The 16,189-nt window shown below is 63.6% G+C and carries 15 protein-coding genes; 7 read left to right on the top strand and 8 right to left on the bottom strand.

Going from position 1 to position 16,189, the window contains the following annotated elements; translation table 11 throughout:
* The first annotated feature begins 215 nt into the window (after positions 1–215).
* From NKH12_RS26885 to NKH12_RS26870, 4 genes are all read left to right on the top strand, one after another.
* Positions 216–1,214, top strand: coding sequence for an ABC transporter ATP-binding protein (locus NKH12_RS26885; RefSeq protein ID WP_352955914.1), 999 nt, complete (start codon positions 216–218; stop codon positions 1,212–1,214).
* Between the two features lie 247 nt (positions 1,215–1,461).
* Entirely contained in the window at positions 1,462–2,418 is a 957-nt protein-coding gene (locus tag NKH12_RS26880) for an ABC transporter permease (protein WP_352955913.1), read from the top strand.
* On the top strand, positions 2,408–3,223 hold the full coding sequence (locus tag NKH12_RS26875; protein WP_352955911.1) for an ABC transporter permease: 816 nt from the start codon (positions 2,408–2,410) through the stop codon (positions 3,221–3,223). The genes NKH12_RS26880 and NKH12_RS26875 overlap by 11 nt, the downstream gene beginning before the upstream one ends.
* Positions 3,224–3,252: 29 nt before the next feature.
* A complete protein-coding gene (locus NKH12_RS26870) occupies positions 3,253–4,680 on the top strand; it encodes a gamma-aminobutyraldehyde dehydrogenase (protein WP_352955910.1) in 1,428 nt (475 codons plus the stop codon).
* 140 nt (positions 4,681–4,820) lie between these two features.
* On the opposite strand, the gene NKH12_RS26865 is transcribed toward NKH12_RS26870, so the two are convergent.
* The 7 genes from NKH12_RS26865 to NKH12_RS26835 all read right to left on the bottom strand — a co-directional run bounded on the left by NKH12_RS26865 (position 4,821) and on the right by NKH12_RS26835 (position 12,387).
* On the bottom strand, positions 4,821–5,156 hold the full coding sequence (locus tag NKH12_RS26865) for a nuclear transport factor 2 family protein (RefSeq protein ID WP_352955909.1): 336 nt from the start codon (positions 5,154–5,156) through the stop codon (positions 4,821–4,823).
* Positions 5,157–5,210: 54 nt separating this feature from the next.
* The gene (locus NKH12_RS26860) at positions 5,211–5,558 is read right to left on the bottom strand and encodes a formate dehydrogenase subunit delta (protein ID WP_352955908.1); all 348 of its coding nucleotides are present in this window, start codon (positions 5,556–5,558) and stop codon (positions 5,211–5,213) included.
* A complete protein-coding gene (gene fdhD, locus NKH12_RS26855; RefSeq protein WP_352955907.1) occupies positions 5,548–6,378 on the bottom strand; it encodes a formate dehydrogenase accessory sulfurtransferase FdhD in 831 nt (276 codons plus the stop codon). The genes NKH12_RS26860 and fdhD overlap by 11 nt, the downstream gene beginning before the upstream one ends.
* A 2-nt stretch (positions 6,379–6,380) precedes the next feature.
* Positions 6,381–9,257, bottom strand: a complete 2,877-nt coding sequence (fdhF, locus tag NKH12_RS26850) for a formate dehydrogenase subunit alpha (RefSeq protein ID WP_352955906.1) — start codon at positions 9,255–9,257, stop codon at positions 6,381–6,383.
* A 10-nt stretch (positions 9,258–9,267) separates the two neighbouring features.
* Positions 9,268–10,827: a formate dehydrogenase beta subunit gene (locus tag NKH12_RS26845; protein ID WP_352955905.1), complete on the bottom strand. Its 1,560-nt coding sequence runs from the start codon at positions 10,825–10,827 to the stop codon at positions 9,268–9,270.
* Complete coding sequence (locus NKH12_RS26840; RefSeq protein WP_352955903.1) at positions 10,824–11,303, bottom strand: formate dehydrogenase subunit gamma; 480 nt, start codon at positions 11,301–11,303, stop codon at positions 10,824–10,826. Before NKH12_RS26840 ends, NKH12_RS26845 begins: the two co-directional genes overlap by 4 nt.
* Positions 11,304–11,487: 184 nt before the next feature.
* On the bottom strand, positions 11,488–12,387 hold the full coding sequence (locus NKH12_RS26835; protein ID WP_352955902.1) for a LysR family transcriptional regulator: 900 nt from the start codon (positions 12,385–12,387) through the stop codon (positions 11,488–11,490).
* A 165-nt stretch (positions 12,388–12,552) separates the two neighbouring features.
* Between NKH12_RS26835 and NKH12_RS26830 the strand changes: the two genes are divergently transcribed.
* The gene (locus tag NKH12_RS26830; RefSeq protein ID WP_352955901.1) at positions 12,553–13,194 is read left to right on the top strand and encodes a DUF47 family protein; all 642 of its coding nucleotides are present in this window, start codon (positions 12,553–12,555) and stop codon (positions 13,192–13,194) included.
* 3 nt (positions 13,195–13,197) lie between these two features.
* Positions 13,198–14,202, top strand: coding sequence for an inorganic phosphate transporter (locus NKH12_RS26825; RefSeq protein WP_352955900.1), 1,005 nt, complete (start codon positions 13,198–13,200; stop codon positions 14,200–14,202).
* A 41-nt stretch (positions 14,203–14,243) separates the two neighbouring features.
* Here the strand turns inward: NKH12_RS26825 and NKH12_RS26820 are convergent, their stop codons facing one another.
* Entirely contained in the window at positions 14,244–14,618 is a 375-nt protein-coding gene (locus tag NKH12_RS26820; protein ID WP_352955899.1) for a VOC family protein, read from the bottom strand.
* 243 nt (positions 14,619–14,861) lie between these two features.
* Here NKH12_RS26820 and NKH12_RS26815 point away from each other — a divergent pair, with 243 nt between their 5' ends.
* A complete protein-coding gene (locus tag NKH12_RS26815) occupies positions 14,862–16,049 on the top strand; it encodes an Mrp/NBP35 family ATP-binding protein (protein ID WP_352955898.1) in 1,188 nt (395 codons plus the stop codon).
* Positions 16,050–16,189: the final 140 nt, after the last annotated feature.

Below are 16,189 nucleotides of genomic sequence, written 5' to 3'. Positions count from 1 at the left end.
CCCGCCCCCTCGGCGGCCGCCCGCCCTTTTTTTTTTTTTTGTCGGGGTCATCAACTGAACATTGGTAGTTTTTTGACCACCGGCCCCCCCCCCCCCGGCCCCCCACCCCCCCCACAGGGGGGTGGTGGGGGGCCGCGCAGTTCGCTGGCCCCGCCCGCTATCCGGGGCGGCGCCGGCGATGTCAACACATCAAACCGGCAACAGACTGACAGCCCATGACATCAGCCGTTTCCTTCCAAAAAGTCTCGCGCCATTTCGGCAACGTGCGCGCCGTCGACATGGTCGACCTCGATATCGTGCCGGGCGAGTTCTTCGCCATGCTTGGACCTTCGGGTTCCGGCAAGACGACCTGCCTGCGGCTAATCGCCGGCTTCGAGCAGCCGACATCGGGCTCGATCTCCATCTTCGGCGAACGCGCCGAAGGCGTTCCGCCCTATCGCCGCAACGTCAACACCGTCTTCCAGGACTACGCCCTGTTCCCGCATCTCAATGTGCTCGACAATGTCGCCTATGGGCTGATGGTCAAGGGCGTCGGCAAGCTCGAGCGGCAGAAGGCGGCGGAGGAGGCACTGTCGCTGGTCCGGCTTCCCGGCTACGGCGCCCGCCGTCCCGGCCAGCTTTCCGGCGGCCAACGCCAGCGCGTCGCACTTGCCCGTGCGCTGGTCAATCAGCCCAAGGTGCTTCTGCTCGACGAGCCGCTTGGCGCGCTCGACCTCAAGCTGCGCGAAAACATGCAGGAAGAGCTGAAGTCGCTGCAGAAGGCACTCGGCATCACCTTCGTCTTCGTCACCCACGACCAGGGCGAGGCCCTTTCGATGGCCGACCGCGTTGCCGTCTTCAACGACGGCAAGATCATGCAGATCGGCACGCCGGAGGACATCTATCAGCGCCCGAAGACCCGCTTCGTCGCCGATTTCGTCGGCTCGTCCAATGTGCTGCCGCCGGACTTCGTCCAGCGTTATTCCGGCCAGCATCGCTGGGGCAGCCTGCGCCCTGAATCCATTCGCATCGGCCGAGCGACCAAGGGCGACGGCGTTGCCGCCCGTCTCGTCTCGACCAATTATCTCGGCGCCACGACAAGACTGGCGCTCGACGCCGATGGGTTGCGCCTGCACGCGATCGTGCCGGCCGGTGCCAAATTGCCCAGGGAAGGTGAGACGGTCGTGCTTACCTTCAACCGCGAGCATTTGCATCTTATGGACGAGCCGGCATGACAATGACCATGACATCCAGCGTATCGGGCGTCGGCGATCCTTCGCACCCCCCTCTGTCCTGCCGGACATCTCCCCCGCAAGGGGGGAGATCGGCAGTTCCGGCGCCCCGCTTACTGTTCGATGTTGGCGATAGGCGAAAGCCCTCGCAACAGCCAATCTCCCCCCTTGCGGGGGAGATGTCCGGCAGGACAGAGGGGGGTGGGACGGAACTCGATTTCCGCCGTTTCGGCGACGATCGGACCTTGCCATGACTGCGGCAACACAGATCGCCCCAGCCGTCCTCCCCCGCGCCGGCGGCCTGCGCGGCGCCCTGTCGGACCTCTTCTGGCGCCGGCCGCAACTCCTGCTCCTGCTCATGCTGCTGCCGCCGGTGCTGTGGCTCGGCATCGTCTATATCGGCTCGCTGTTCGCGCTGCTCTTGCAGAGTTTTTTCTCGATCGACGAATTCTCCGGCCTCATAAACCGGCAGTTCACACTGAAGACCTATGGCGACCTGCTCCAGGCCGCCAATATCGACATCATCCTGCGCACGGTGACGATGGCGGCCCTTGTCACGTTCGCCTCGGCAGTCATCGCCTTCCCCGTCGCCTATTACGCGGCGCGCTATGCGCGTGGTCGCTGGAAGGCGCTGTTTTATCTCGGCGTCATGCTGCCGCTGTGGTCGAGCTATCTGGTCAAGATTTATGCCTGGAAGCTCATCCTCGCCAAGGAAGGCATCCTGACCTGGCTGCTCGCCAAGCTGCATCTTCTATGGCTGCTCGATGGCTGGCTGTCGCTGCCGATCGTCGGCGGCAATTCTCTGTCGGTGTCATCAACCGGCACCTTCATCGTCTTCGTCTATGTCTGGCTGCCCTTCATGATTCTGCCGGTGCAGGCGGCACTCGAGCGCGTGCCCGGCAATCTGGTCGAGGCCTCGTCGGACCTTGGCGCCTCGCCCGGCCAGACCTTCCGCAATGTGCTGTTCCCGCTGGCGCTGCCGGGCATCGTCGCCGGCTCGATCTTCACCTTCTCGCTGACGCTCGGCGATTATATCATCCCGCAGATCATCGGCACCTCGCGCCTCTTCATCGGCCAGGCCGTCTATTCGCAGCAGGGCACCGCGGGCAACATTCCGCTCGCGGCCGCCTTCACCGTGATTCCCATCGTCATCATGGGCTTCTACCTCTGGGGCGCCAAGCGCATGGGGGCCTTCGATGCGCTTTGATGGCTTGCCATCCGCTCCTCTCGGCCTGAAGGTCGCCGCTGCCGGCGGTTTGCTATTCCTGCATCTGCCGATCTTCCTGATCTTCATCTATGCCTTCACGACCGAGGAAAGGAGCTTCGTCTGGCCGCCGCCGGGGCTGACGACGCAATGGTTCGCCGTCACCTGGAACCGCCCGGACGTGTGGGAAGCGCTGTCGCTGTCGGTCCGTGTCGCCGCTATCTCGACACTCGTCGCCTTGGTCCTCGGCACGCTCTGCGCGGCCGCCGTGTCGCGAACACGGTTCTTTGGCCGCGAAACCATATCACTGCTGGTCATCCTGCCGATCGCGCTGCCCGGCATCATCACCGGCATCGCGTTGCGTTCGGCCTTTTCGCTGGCCGAGATTCCGTTCTCGTTCTGGACGATCGTGCTCGGCCACGCCACCTTCTGCGTCGTCGTCGTTTACAACAACGCCGTCGCCCGCTTCCGCCGCACTTCCGGCTCGATGATCGAGGCATCGATGGACCTTGGCGCCGACGGCTTCCAGACCTTCCGCCATGTCGTGCTGCCCAACATCGCCACCGCTCTGCTCGCCGGCGGCATGCTCGCCTTCGCGCTGTCGTTCGACGAGGTCATCGTCACCACCTTCACCGCCGGCCAGCAGCAGACGCTGCCGATCTGGATGCTGGAAGAGCTGATCCGTCCGCGCCAGCGCCCCGTTACCAATGTCGTGGCCATGGTCGTCGTGCTGGTGACGCTGCTGCCCATCCTCGTCGCGTATTACCTGACCCGCGACGGCGACCAAATCGCCGGTTCGGGCAAATGACGTCAAGAATCCATAAGGGAGAGACTTCCATGGACACAAAGATGCTGATCGGCTCGAAATTCGAGAAGGGCACCGAAACCGAGGAGCCAATCCTCAATCCGAAGACCGGGGCGACCATCCTCAACCTGCATGAAGCCAGCCAGGCGCAGATCGAGGCGGCGGTGCTGGCGGCCGAAAAGGCTTTCGTCACCTGGTCGCGCACCACGCCGGCGCAGCGCTCCGGTTATCTCCTGAAGATTGCCGATCGCATCGAGGCCGCGGCACAAGATTTCGCCGCCCTCGAGGCGCTCAATTGCGGCAAGCCGATCAATGCCGTGCTCAACGACGAGATTCCGGCGATCGTCGACTGCTACCGCTTCTTCGCCGGCGCTGTCCGCTCGATGCCCGGCCAGGTCGCCGGCGAGTACATCCCCGGTCACACTTCGATGGTCCGCCGCGATGCCATCGGTGTCGTCGCCTCGATCGCGCCATGGAACTATCCGCTGATGATGATGGCCTGGAAGCTGGCGCCGGCGATTGCCGGCGGCAACACCGTCGTCTTCAAGCCGTCGGAGCAGACGCCGCTGACCGCGCTGAAGCTGGCGAAGATCCTCGCTGAAATCCTGCCGGAAGGTGTCGTCAATGTCGTGCTCGGCCGCGGCGACAGTGTCGGCAACACGCTGATCAACCACCCGAAAGTCAACATGATTTCGATCACCGGCGATGTCGCCACCGGCAAGAAGGTGCTGCAGGCCGCCGCCAAATCGGTCAAGCGCACACATCTCGAACTCGGCGGCAAGGCCCCGGTCATCGTCTTCGACGACGCCGATCTCGGCGCGGTGGTCAATGGCCTGCGCGCTTTCGGCTACTACAATGCCGGCCAGGACTGCACTGCCGCCTGCCGCATCTATGCCGGCAAGAAGATCTACGACAAGCTCGTCGCCGACCTTTCCTCCGCCGTCTCGACCATCCAATACAACCGCCCCGACGACACCGAGAACGAGATCGGGCCGTTGATCTCACGCCGCCAGCGCGATCGCGTCTCGAGCTTCGTCGAACGCGCCTCGGAACTGAAGCACATCGAGATCACCACCGGCGGCAAACCGGGCGAGGGCTCCGGCTTCTTCTACCAGCCAACCGTCGTCGCCGGCGCTCTGCAGGAAGACGAGATCGTGCGCCGCGAAGTGTTCGGGCCGGTTGTCTCCGTTACCCGCTTTTCCGATGTCGACGAGGCGGTGAACTGGGCCAATGACAGCGACTATGGCCTCGCGTCCTCGGTGTGGACCAAGGATGTCTCGCGCGCCATGGCGACAGCCGCCCGTCTGCAATATGGCTGCACCTGGATCAACACCCATTTCATGCTGACCAACGAGATGCCGCATGGCGGGCTGAAGCAGTCCGGCTACGGCAAGGACATGTCGCTCTATGCCCTGGAGGACTATACTGCCGTCCGCCACGTGATGGTGGCGCATGGGTAGCGCCTCTTCCTTCTCCCCGTTGACGGGGAGAAGGTGGCCCGAAGGGCCGGATGAGGGGCAGCACAAGTCTTGCTCAGCTGGTTCCGCCTCATCCGCCTGCTGGCATCGATCTGCCATCTGGCGCTGACATCGCTACCTCCTCACTCGTCCCATGCTTGCACGACGGTCTGCCGCGCAATCCGGCCGTCCTTCAGCTCCAGCATCGCCGCGCAGAACACTTTGGTGCCGTCCGGGTAGGCGCAGGCCTGGGTGAAGGCGAGGTTGTCGCCGTCGGCGATGGTGGTGTCGACCTTGTGGGTCATCGCCCGGCTGCAGATGTCGTCCCAAAACGTGCTGATCGCCGCGCGCCCGCGGATTTCGCGCGGCTTGCTCGGCGGATTGTTGCGGTCGATTACCCGCACCAGCGCGTCGTCGGCGTAGAAGCTCGACAGCAATTTTCCGTCACGGCTAGAGGCGCGACGCTTACGGCAGATCAAACGTTAGAAGATGGGAATGCAAGCGTATTGGCCATGAGCGGCAACGTTTGCTGACTACTTCTGCGAAGCGGCGATCCCGGCATTCGACTCACCGGCCCCAGGGCCTTTGCCGCCTGGAACGACGCCCCCGGCATCGGCGCCGAAGCCCACTGGTTCCGGTGCAGCCGGCCGCTTGATCCTTGCCGAGGCGGCCACGACAAGCTCGTTGAAGCCTTCGCCACCATTGTCCAGCATTTCGAACAATTGCCGCCGCATCCTCGGCTCCCAGAACTTGTTAATGTGCTCGGCAACGCCGGCAATGCCTTCCTCGCGCGGCTTGGAGTGAAAAAAGGCGGCGATCTGGTTGGCCATGCGGACCAGCTTCTCGCTGGTGCTCATGATGTGGCCTTCGTCATGCGACATGCCTAGTCACTCCGGATACCACCCGTTCGGGGTGGGTGAAGATATCGAAATCATCGCCGCGCACGAGAGCCACCAGCGTCATGCCGGCGTCCTCGGCGGTGCGGATGGCAAGCGCGGTCGGCGCCGAGACGGCGATGACGAAGGCCGCACCGATCGCCGCCGTCTTCTGCACCATCTCGACCGAAACGCGCGACGTCACGACGACGGCACCCAAGGTGCCATCGATACCGCCTTTGGCTAGCGCGCCGGCCAGCTTGTCGAGCGCGTTATGACGGCCGACATCCTCGCGCGCCATGACAATGCCCTTGCCGGCGACGTAAAAACCGGCGGCATGGACCGCGCCGGTCTCGGCATGCAGTGGCTGCACTTTCGACAAAAGCTTGACCGAACGGACGATGTCGTCCGCGGCAAGCGTAAGTTTTGACGAACCAACCGTCTCGACCGAGCGCATCGCCTCCTCGATCGACTCGATGCCGCACAGTCCGCAGCCGACCGGTCCGGCCAGCCGTCGGCGTCGCGCCTCGAAGCGTGTATTGGCCTGGTCCTTCAGCCTGATCTGGATGTCGATGCCGGCGCCGTGATCCTCGACTTCGATCGCCTCGATTTCTTGGCGGTCGGCGATGATGCCTTCGGTCAGCGAGAAGCCGAGCGCGAAATCCTCGAAATCGGCAGGACTTGCCATCATCACCGCATGGGTGGTGCCGGCAAAGGAGAACGCCACCGGCGTCTCTTCCGGCACCATCCGGTTGGCGGCCGCAGTGCCGCCGGCGCGGTGGGCCAGCCGCGAGATCTGCGTCGTGGCTTTGCGGCGCGCGCCCAAGGTTACTCCGCTGCTTCCAGCGTCGCGATGCGACGGCTGTTGCGGGCCTGCTCGTCATAGTCGCGCTGCCATTCCGACGGCCCGTTGGACGCGCCGACCTGCACCGCGGTCACCTTGTATTCCGGGCAGTTGGTCGCCCAGTCGGAGAAGTCGGTGGTGATGACGTTGGCCTGCGTGTCCGGGTGGTGGAACGTCGTATAGACCACGCCAGGCGACACCTTGTCGGTGATCAGCGCGCGCAGCGTCGTCTCGCCGGAGCGGCTGGTCAGGCGGACCCAGTCGCCGTCGCGCAGGCCGCGGTTTTCGGCGTCATGCGGGTGGATCTCGAGCCGGTCCTCGCTGTGCCACATGATATTGTCGGTACGCCTGGTCTGCGCGCCGACATTGTACTGCGACAGGATGCGGCCGGTGGTCAGCAGCAGCGGGAAGCGGGGTCCCGTCCTCTCGTCGGTCGCGACATATTCGGTGCGGATGAACTTGCCCTTGCCGCGCACGAAGCCGCTGATATGCATGATCGGCGTGCCTTCCGGCGCCTGCTCGTTGCACGGCCACTGCACCGAGCCCATCTTGTCCAGGTAATCGTAGGAAACCTTGGCGAAGCTCGGCGTCGTCTTGGCAATCTCATCCATGATTTCCGACGGATGCTGGTAATTCCAGTCAAGCCCCATCGTCTGTGCGAGCTTCTGCGTCACCTCCCAGTCGGCCAGCCCGTTCTTCGGCGCCATCACCTTGCGCACGCGGTTGATGCGGCGTTCAGCATTGGTGAAGGTGCCGTCCTTCTCGAGGAAGGTCGAGCCGGGCAGGAAGACATGCGCGTAGTTGGCGGTCTCGTTGAGGAAGAGATCGTGGACGACGACACATTCCATCGCGGCAAGGCCCGCGGCGACATGCTTGGTGTCTGGATCGGACTGCAGGATATCCTCGCCTTGCACATAGAGGCCCTTGAATGAGCCGTCGACGGCCGCGTCCAGCATGTTGGGAATGCGCAGGCCGGGCTCGTCGTCGAGCTTGACGCCCCAAAGGCTCTCATAGATGTCGCGCACCGCGTCGCCGGAGACGTGGCGATAGCCGGGCAGCTCATGCGGGAACGAACCCATGTCGCAGGAGCCCTGGACATTGTTCTGGCCGCGCAGCGGATTCACGCCGACGCCCGGCCGGCCGATATTGCCGGTCGCCATGGCGAGGTTGGCGATGGCGATGACGGTCGTCGAGCCCTGGCTGTGCTCGGTCACGCCGAGGCCGTAATAGATCGCGCCATTGCCGCCGGTGGCAAACAGCCGAGCGGCGCCGCGGATCTCTTCGGGATCGACATTGGCAAGCTGGCCGACCACCTCAGGGCTGTTTTCCGGCAGCGCCACGAACGACGCCCAGTCCTGGAACTCGTCCCAGTCGCAGCGCTCGCGGATGAACACTTCGTCGAACAGGCCTTCGGTGACGATGACATGCGCAAGCGCGGTGACCACGGCGACATTGGTGCCGGGCTTCAGCGGCAGATGATGCTGTGCCTCGATATGGGCCGAGCGCACGATGTCGGTGCGGCGCGGGTCGAGCACGATCAGCTTGGCGCCCTTGCGCAACCGCTTCTTCATGCGCGACGCAAATACCGGATGTGCGTCGGTCGGATTGGCACCGATGATCATCACCACATCAGTCTGCTCGATCGAATCGAAATCCTGGGTGCCTGCCGAAGTGCCGTATGTCTGGCCAAGGCCATAGCCGGTCGGCGAATGGCAGACGCGGGCGCAGGTATCGACATTGTTGTTGCGGAAACCCTGGCGGATCAGCTTCTGCACCAGATAGGTTTCCTCGTTCGTGCAGCGCGACGAGGTGATGCCGCCGATCGAGGTGCGGCCATACTGGTACTGGATGCGGCGAAACTCGTTGGCGGTGTGGGTGAGTGCTTCTTCCCACGACACTTCGCGCCATGGATCGGTGACCTTGTCGCGGATCATCGGATTGAGAATGCGCTCCTTGTGGGTCGAATAGCCGTAGGCAAAACGCCCCTTGACGCAGCTGTGGCCACGGTTGGCCTTGCCGTCCTTGTAGGGCACCATGCGCACCAGCTCGTCGCCGCGCATTTCGGCCTTGAACGAGCAGCCGACGCCGCAATAGGCGCAGGTGGTGACGACCGAATGCTCCGGCTGGCCGATCTTGATCACCGATTTCTCGGAAAGCGTCGCTGTCGGGCAGGCCTGCACGCAGGCGCCGCAGGACACGCATTCGCTGTCGATGAAAAGCTGATGCATGCCGGGCGACACGCGGCTTTCGAAGCCGCGGCCCTCGATGGTCAGCGCGAAGGTGCCTTGCACCTCCTCGCAGGCGCGCACGCATCGCGAGCAGACGATGCATTTCGACGGATCATAGGTGAAGTACGGATTGGACTCGTCCTTCGCCATCCATTTGAAGTTTTCTGCACCGTCGTTCTTCTTGAAAACGTGGTTGTCGCCCTCATAGCCGTAGCGCACGTCGCGCAGACCGACGACGCCAGCCTGCGTCTGCAATTCGCAGTCGCCATTGGCGGCACAAGTCAGGCAGTCGAGCGGATGGTCGGAGATGTACAGTTCCATCACGCCGCGGCGGATGTCCTTCAGCCTTCCGGTTTGCGTATGCACGACCATGCCCGGCGCCACTGGCGTCGTGCAGGAAGAAGGCGTGCCGTTGCGGCCGTCGATCTCGACCAGGCAGAGCCGGCAGGAGCCGAAGGCGTCGACCATGTCGGTGGCGCAAAGCTTCGGGATGGCAATGCCCGCTTCCATCGAGGCGCGCATGATCGAGGTGCCTTCCGGCACGGTGACGGTGAAGCCGTCGACGGTCAGCGTCACCTGCTTCTCGGAGGTCGAGGCCGGTGTGCCGTAGTCGATTTCCTGAATGAGACCCATGGCGAGGTTCCTATTCTGCTGCTTCGGCGACTGGCGCCGGCTTGAAATCTTCGCGGAAGTGGTTGATTGCGCTCATCACCGGATAAGGCGTGAAGCCACCTAGCGCGCAGAGCGAACCGTACTTCATCGTGTTGCAGAGGTCGGTGACCAGCTCGATCTGCTTTTCCGGCTCGATACCCCTGGCGATCTTGTCGATCGTCTCGACGCCGCGCGTCGAGCCGATGCGGCATGGCGTGCACTTGCCGCAGCTCTCTATGGCGCAGAACTCCATGGCGAAGCGCGCCTGCTTCAGCATGTCGGCAGTGTCGTCGAACACGGTGATGCCGGCATGGCCGATCAGCCCATCCTTGGCGGCGAAGGCTTCGTAGTCGAACGGCGTGTCGAACAGACTGCGCGGAAAATAAGCGCCGAGCGGCCCGCCGACCTGCACTGCCTTGACCGGCCGTCCAGTCGCCGTGCCGCCGCCGATGTCGTCGACGATTTCGCCCAGCGTCATGCCGAACGCCGCCTCGAACAAGCCGCCATATCTTACATTGCCTGCGATCTGGATCGGGATGGTGCCGCGTGAGCGGCCCATGCCAAAATCCTTGTAGAAGGCAGCACCCTTGTCCATGATGACAGGCACCGAGGCCAGCGAGATGACGTTGTTGATCACCGTCGGCTTGCCGAACAGGCCCTGGATCGCCGGCAGTGGCGGCTTGGCGCGAACGACGCCGCGCTTGCCTTCGAGGCTGTTGAGCAGCGAGGTTTCCTCGCCGCAGACATAGGCGCCGGCGCCGACGCGGATTTCCATGTCGAAGGCGTTGGGCGAGCCCAGCACGTTGACGCCGAGCAGGCCGGCCTGGCGGGCGACCTCGACCGCCTTTTGCATCATTGCCACCGCATGCGGGTATTCCGAGCGGATATAGACGAAACCCTTGGTCGCGCCGGTCGCGACACCGGCGGTCGCCATGCCCTCGATCAGCACGAAGGGGTCGCCCTCCATGATCATGCGGTCGGCGAAGGTGGCGCTGTCGCCCTCGTCGGCATTACAGACGATGTACTTTTTGTCGGCGGTCGTATCGAGCACCGTTTTCCATTTGATGCCGGTCGGGAAGCCGGCGCCGCCGCGACCGCGCAGGCCCGACTCTGTGACTTGCTTGACGATTTCGGCCGGCGCCATCGCCACGGCATTCTGCAGGCCCTTCAGCCCGCCATGCGCCTTGTAGTGATCGAGCGACAGCGGATTGATGACGCCGCAGCGCGCGAAGGTCAGCCGCGTCTGCTTTGCCAGGAACGGGATCTTGTCGGGTGCGCCCAGCCAGCGCTTGTGATAGCCGCCGGTGAGGAAGCCGCTGTCGAACAGGCTTTTGACGTCGGAAGGCCTTACCGGCCCGTAGGCGACGCGGCCCTTGTCCGTTGTCGCCACCTCGACCATAGGCTCGAGGAAATAGGCCCCGCGCGAACCATTGCGCACGATCTTGGCCTCGATGCCGCGATCGGCCAATTCCTTCTCAATCGCCTTGGCGACCTTTTCCGCACCGAGCGCCAGCGCGCCGGAATCGCCGGGAATGTAGATACGCGGGATCATGAGCGCACCTCGGCAACGATCTCGTCGAGCTTTTCGTCATCGAGCCGGCCGATCACCTCGCCGTCCAGCATTGCCGATGGCGCGCAGGCGCAAAGGCCGAGGCAATAGACCGGCTCCAGCGTCACTGAACCGTCGCGGGCCGTCTCGTGGAAGCCGATGCCCAGCAATTGCTTGAGCTTGGCGGCAATGGCGTCCGAGCCCATCGACTGGCAGGCTTCCGCCTGGCAAAGCTTCAGCACATGCCGCCCGGCCGGGTGGCTGCGGTAGTCATGATAAAAGGTGACGACGCCATGCACCTCCGCCTTTGAGATGTTCAGCGCCTCGGCGATCACCGGCAGCGCGTCCTGCGGCACATGACCGAACTCTTCCTGGATGCCGTGGAGGATCGGCAACAGCGGGCCTTCGAGGCCCTTCAGCTCCTGGACGATCACCGCCGTGCGCGACGCGATCTCGGTACTTGCAGGCTGCATTGTCATGCAGCGCCCTCCCTGGTCGTTGCGATCCAATGCATGTCGCCCAAAGTGTGAAGTGCCTTTGGGCAACGACGTGCACACTTCGCTAAGTGCTTAGGAAATCAGAGGAAACCCGCTAAATCAATAAAGCTGATCCGTCGCTCGATAGAAATCTTCTATCGATGCCGTCCAGCCTGCAATCTCTAGCTCAGCGGCGGGCGCGAAAATCGTCTGCCAGCGCCATCGCCTCGTCCAGCAGCGCCGAGACCAGCGGCGTGTGCGGCTCGCGCGGCGTCGCCACCAGCCCGACGGTGTGGCTGGCGTCCGGCTCGACGATCGGAATGGCCCGGATCGGCTCGGAAAAGCCGAATGTTTCCGAGAGGTTGAGCGGCATGATCGACGACCATTTGCCGGTACGGATATGGGAGAACAGCACGATCATCGAATTGGATTCGAGTGTCGGCCGCACCTGCGTGCCGGCCTCGGCAAGGTGCTGGTCGATGATGCGGCGGTTCTGCATGTCCGGCGTCAACAGGCAGAGCGGCAGTTGGCTGATCTCCGCCCATGTCACTTTGTCGCGGTCGGAATAGGGGGTTCCGCCCGCGGTGATCAGCTGATAGCGCTCGTCATAGAGCGGTACGCTGGTCACCCGCCCCAACGGCTCGTTGTCGAGATAGGTGATGCCGGCGTCGATGTCGAAATTGCCGAGCAGCGACAGCACCTCGATCGAGGTGCGCGACAGCACCGAGAAGGTGACACCGGGATGTTTTGCCCGAAAGGGTGTCGTCAGCCGCGCCACCATGGCCAGCGCCGTCGGGATCGCGGCGATGCGGATGCGCCCCGAAAGGCCATGGCGCGCCGCCCGCATCTCTTCGCGCATGGTCCTGCTATCGCCGACGATGCGGCGCGCCCACACCAGCACCTGTTCTCCCTCCGGCGTCAGCCCCTGAAAGCGCGAGCCGCGCAATACCAGCATCACGCCGAGCTGGCCCTCCAGCTGCTTGATGCCGGCCGAAAGCGTCGGCTGGGTGACGCCGCACACCTCCGCCGCCCGGCCGAAATGCTCTTCCCTGGCCAGCGCAATGAAGAATTCCAGCTTGTCGATCATGCCATCTGTCCGGTGCGTCTAGTGCCAAGGTCGGGGAAATTGCGTTCCGCCGCAAGCTGCATGTGCATCGGCAGCATCCACATGTTTCAGCCGGCTTACTATTTCCCGCAGCGGCATGCGGCGCTATGTGGATGAGGCGAGGTGGTGGGGCACGGGAGATCGAACATGCTGGGCTGGTTCCGCAAGTTGCTGCCGCGCGAAGATCGCTTCTTCGATCTCTTCGAGCAGCACTCCCGTACGGTGGTCGATGGCGCCGAGGCGCTCGAGCAGCTCCTCCAGGGCAAGGACATCGACCGCTGGTGCCAGAAGATCATCGATCTTGAAGACCAGGCCGATCACATCACCGCTGAAGTCCTGCTTTCCGTGCGGCGCTCGTTCATCACGCCTTTCGATCGCGGTGACATTAAGGACCTGATCCAGTCGATGGATGACGCCATCGACACGATGCACAAGACCGTCAAGACGGTGAAGCTGTTCGAGAAGAAGGAATTCGACCCGCTGATGCAGGAAATGGGCGGCGTCATCGTTGTTGCTGCCAAGCTGGTCGCCGAGGCCATCCCATTGCTCAGCAATATCGGTGCCCACAGCGTGCGCCTCAACGCGATCGCAGAAGAGGTCATGCGCGCGGAAGGCCGGGCCGACGATCTGCACGAGCAGGGTCTGAAGGACCTGTTCAAGAGGCACGGCCGCAGCGATCCGATGGCCTACCTGATCGGCAGCGAGATCTATGGCGAGCTGGAAAAAGTGGTCGACCGCTTCGAGGACGTCGCCAACGAGATCAGCGGCATCGTCATCGAGAACGTTTAGCCAATGGATGCCGCCATCGCCTTTCCCGTGCTGGTCGGGCTCATCGCCGTTGCACTTTTCTTCGATTTTCTCAACGGCCTGCACGATGCCGCCAACTCCATCGCCACCATCGTCTCCACGCGTGTGCTGAGGCCGCACTATGCGGTGCTATGGGCGGCCTTCTTCAATTTCATCGCCTTCTTGTTCTTCGGCCTTCATGTTGCCGAGACGCTGGGAACGGGCATTATCGACGCCAGCATCGTCACCCCGGGGGTGATCTTCGCCGCCCTTGTCGGTGCCATTGTCTGGAACATCGTTACCTGGCTCGTCGGCATTCCCTCCAGCAGCTCGCATGCGCTGATCGGCGGACTGGTCGGAGCCGGCGTTGCAAAGGCAGGCGGCGGCGCCATCGTCTGGGCCGGGCTCGGCAAGACCATTGCGGCCATCGTCCTGTCGCCGGCGACCGGATTTCTGCTGGCGCTTGTCCTGATCCTTACTGTTTCCTGGGCGTTCGTGCGCCAGACACCGTTCGCCGTGGATAGCACGTTCCGCGTCATGCAGTTCGTTTCCGCTTCGCTCTATTCGCTCGGCCATGGCGGCAACGACGCACAGAAAACCATGGGCATCATCGCCGTGCTGCTCTATTCGCAAGGCATGCTTGGAGAGAATTTTTACGTGCCGCTATGGGTCGTCATCACTTGCCAGGCGGCACTGGCGCTGGGCACGCTGTTCGGCGGCTGGCGCATCGTCCACACCATGGGCTCGAAGATCACCCGGCTGAACCCGATGCAAGGGTTCTGCGCCGAGACCGGCGGCGCGATCACCCTGTTCGCCGCCACCTGGCTCGGCATTCCGGTGTCGACGACGCATACGATCACCGGCGCCATTATCGGCGTCGGCGCCGCCCGCCGGGTCTCGGCTGTGCGCTGGGGCATCGCCGGCAACATCGTCATAGCCTGGATTGTCACTCTGCCGGCCACGGCCGCGATTTCGGCACTCACCTACCTCGCGGTCAGCCTGGCGCTGTGACGTGAGTGGCACTGAACTCTAATTGTTCGGCAGCGCGAAATCTACCTGTCCACAAGGTTCAGAATGTTGCCGTCAGGATCCGTGAACCATGCGACCTTCATGCCGTGACCGACGTGGATGTCGCCTTCCAGATTCAGGCCCGGCATCTCGTAGTGCTCGAAAACAACGCCCTTTGATTTCAGCGCCTTGACGATGGTGTCGATCTCGTCGCCGACCATCCAGGTCACCGCTGTTGCCTTGTTGGTGCCGGCGAACTTCGATTGGTACACATTGATGCTGGTGTCGCCCCTTTTGTAGACCATCAATTCGCCCTCATTGTGGACCTCGGTCAGGCCCAGAACGTCCTCATAGAAGGCCTTGGCCCTGGCCAGGTCCTTCACCGCGAGATTGGCCGTTGCGTTGCTGTTTGCGAGCATGATTGGTCTCCTTTCCTTGCTGGCGAGTACGTCCGAAGCCCCTGCAACGAGATAGGGCGGCTTCGTTTTCTGGCGACCGCAGCCTGTGCGATCGGCGTGCTTCTTCCCTAAAGACGTCCTGTCTCCTGCAAGACCCACAAACGGACGCAAGTTTTTTGAAGCCGCGCCCCCGTGCGTGTCGTTCCGCCGCTTGGTTCTGTTCGGGAACTGCATTATCTCAGGCGGAAAGCAGAGGAAAAGCTGATGCCCGCCGTCCAGGAAAACGTCACTAAGGAAATTGTTATCGAGCGCCTGAAGACGGTCAACGGACCGGACTTCACCGGCAACATCGTCGACCACGGCATGGTTTCCGAGATTTTCATTGCCGATGCCAAGGTGTTCTTTTCGATCACCGTGCCGGCTGCCCGGGCCCAGGAGATGGAGCCGCTGCGCGCCGCCGCCGAACGGGTGGTCAAGGCGATCCCAGGTGTGGCCGGCGCCGTGGTCGCTCTGACAGCGGAAAAGAAAGGCGGCGGCATGGAGGCTCCGGTTCCGGCGCGGCCCGCCCCCAGGCCTGCGCCGCCGGCCGCTGCAGCGTCACGTCCGGCCCCGCATGCTCCAGCCTCGCACAGTCAGGGCAAGCGCGGCGTGCCCGGCATCGAGGCGATCATCGCTGTCGCTTCCGGCAAGGGCGGCGTCGGCAAGTCGACCACTGCCGCCAACATCGCGCTTGGCCTCGCCGCCAACGGCCTGAGGGTCGGCGTGCTCGACGCCGACATCTACGGCCCGTCCATGCCGCGGCTGCTCAACATCCATGGCCGGCCGCAGACCGTTGATGGCAAGATCCTGAAGCCGATGGAGAATTACGGCCTGAAAGTCATGTCGATGGGCTTCCTCGTCGACGAGGAGACGCCGATGATCTGGCGCGGGCCAATGGTGATGTCGGCATTGACGCAAATGCTGCGCGAGGTCGAGTGGGGTCCGCTCGACGTGCTCGTCGTCGACATGCCGCCCGGCACCGGCGACGCTCAGCTGACCATGGCCCAGCAGGTGCCGCTGGCCGGCGCCGTGATCGTCTCGACACCGCAGGATCTGGCCCTGATCGATGCCCGGAAAGGCCTCAACATGTTCAGGAAGGTCGACGTGCCGGTGTTGGGAATCGTCGAAAATATGAGCTATTTCCTCGCCCCCGACACCGGCAAGCGCTACGACATCTTCGGCCATGGCGGCGCGCGCCGCGAGGCCGAGCGCCTCGGCGTGACCTTCCTCGGCGAAGTGCCGCTCGAAATGGGAATCCGCGAAAGCTCCGATGCCGGTACGCCGGTGGTGGTCTCGAAGCCCGATAGCGCCGAGGCGAAGATCTACCGCGACATCGCCTCGAACGTCTGGGGCAGGGTCAACGAAGAACGCGGCGCGGCCGAAGCCGCCGTGCCGAGCATCGTGTTTGAGTAGCGGATATCCCTCCCCCTTGAGGGGAGGGTGCCGCGCGCACCGCCGCGGCGCGGGCGCCCCCACGGGCGCCACCGCATTCACAAGCAATGTCGGAGCGCGTTGGGCCAGCCGCCCCCCCGCCCCCCCCCGTGGCGTATTCA

It is taken from the genome of Mesorhizobium sp. M1322 (assembly GCF_040318085.1).
GTDB lineage: Bacteria > Pseudomonadota > Alphaproteobacteria > Rhizobiales > Rhizobiaceae > Mesorhizobium.
Note: the sequence above shows the minus strand (reverse complement) of the source record. Positions and strands in the feature narration are given on the sequence as shown.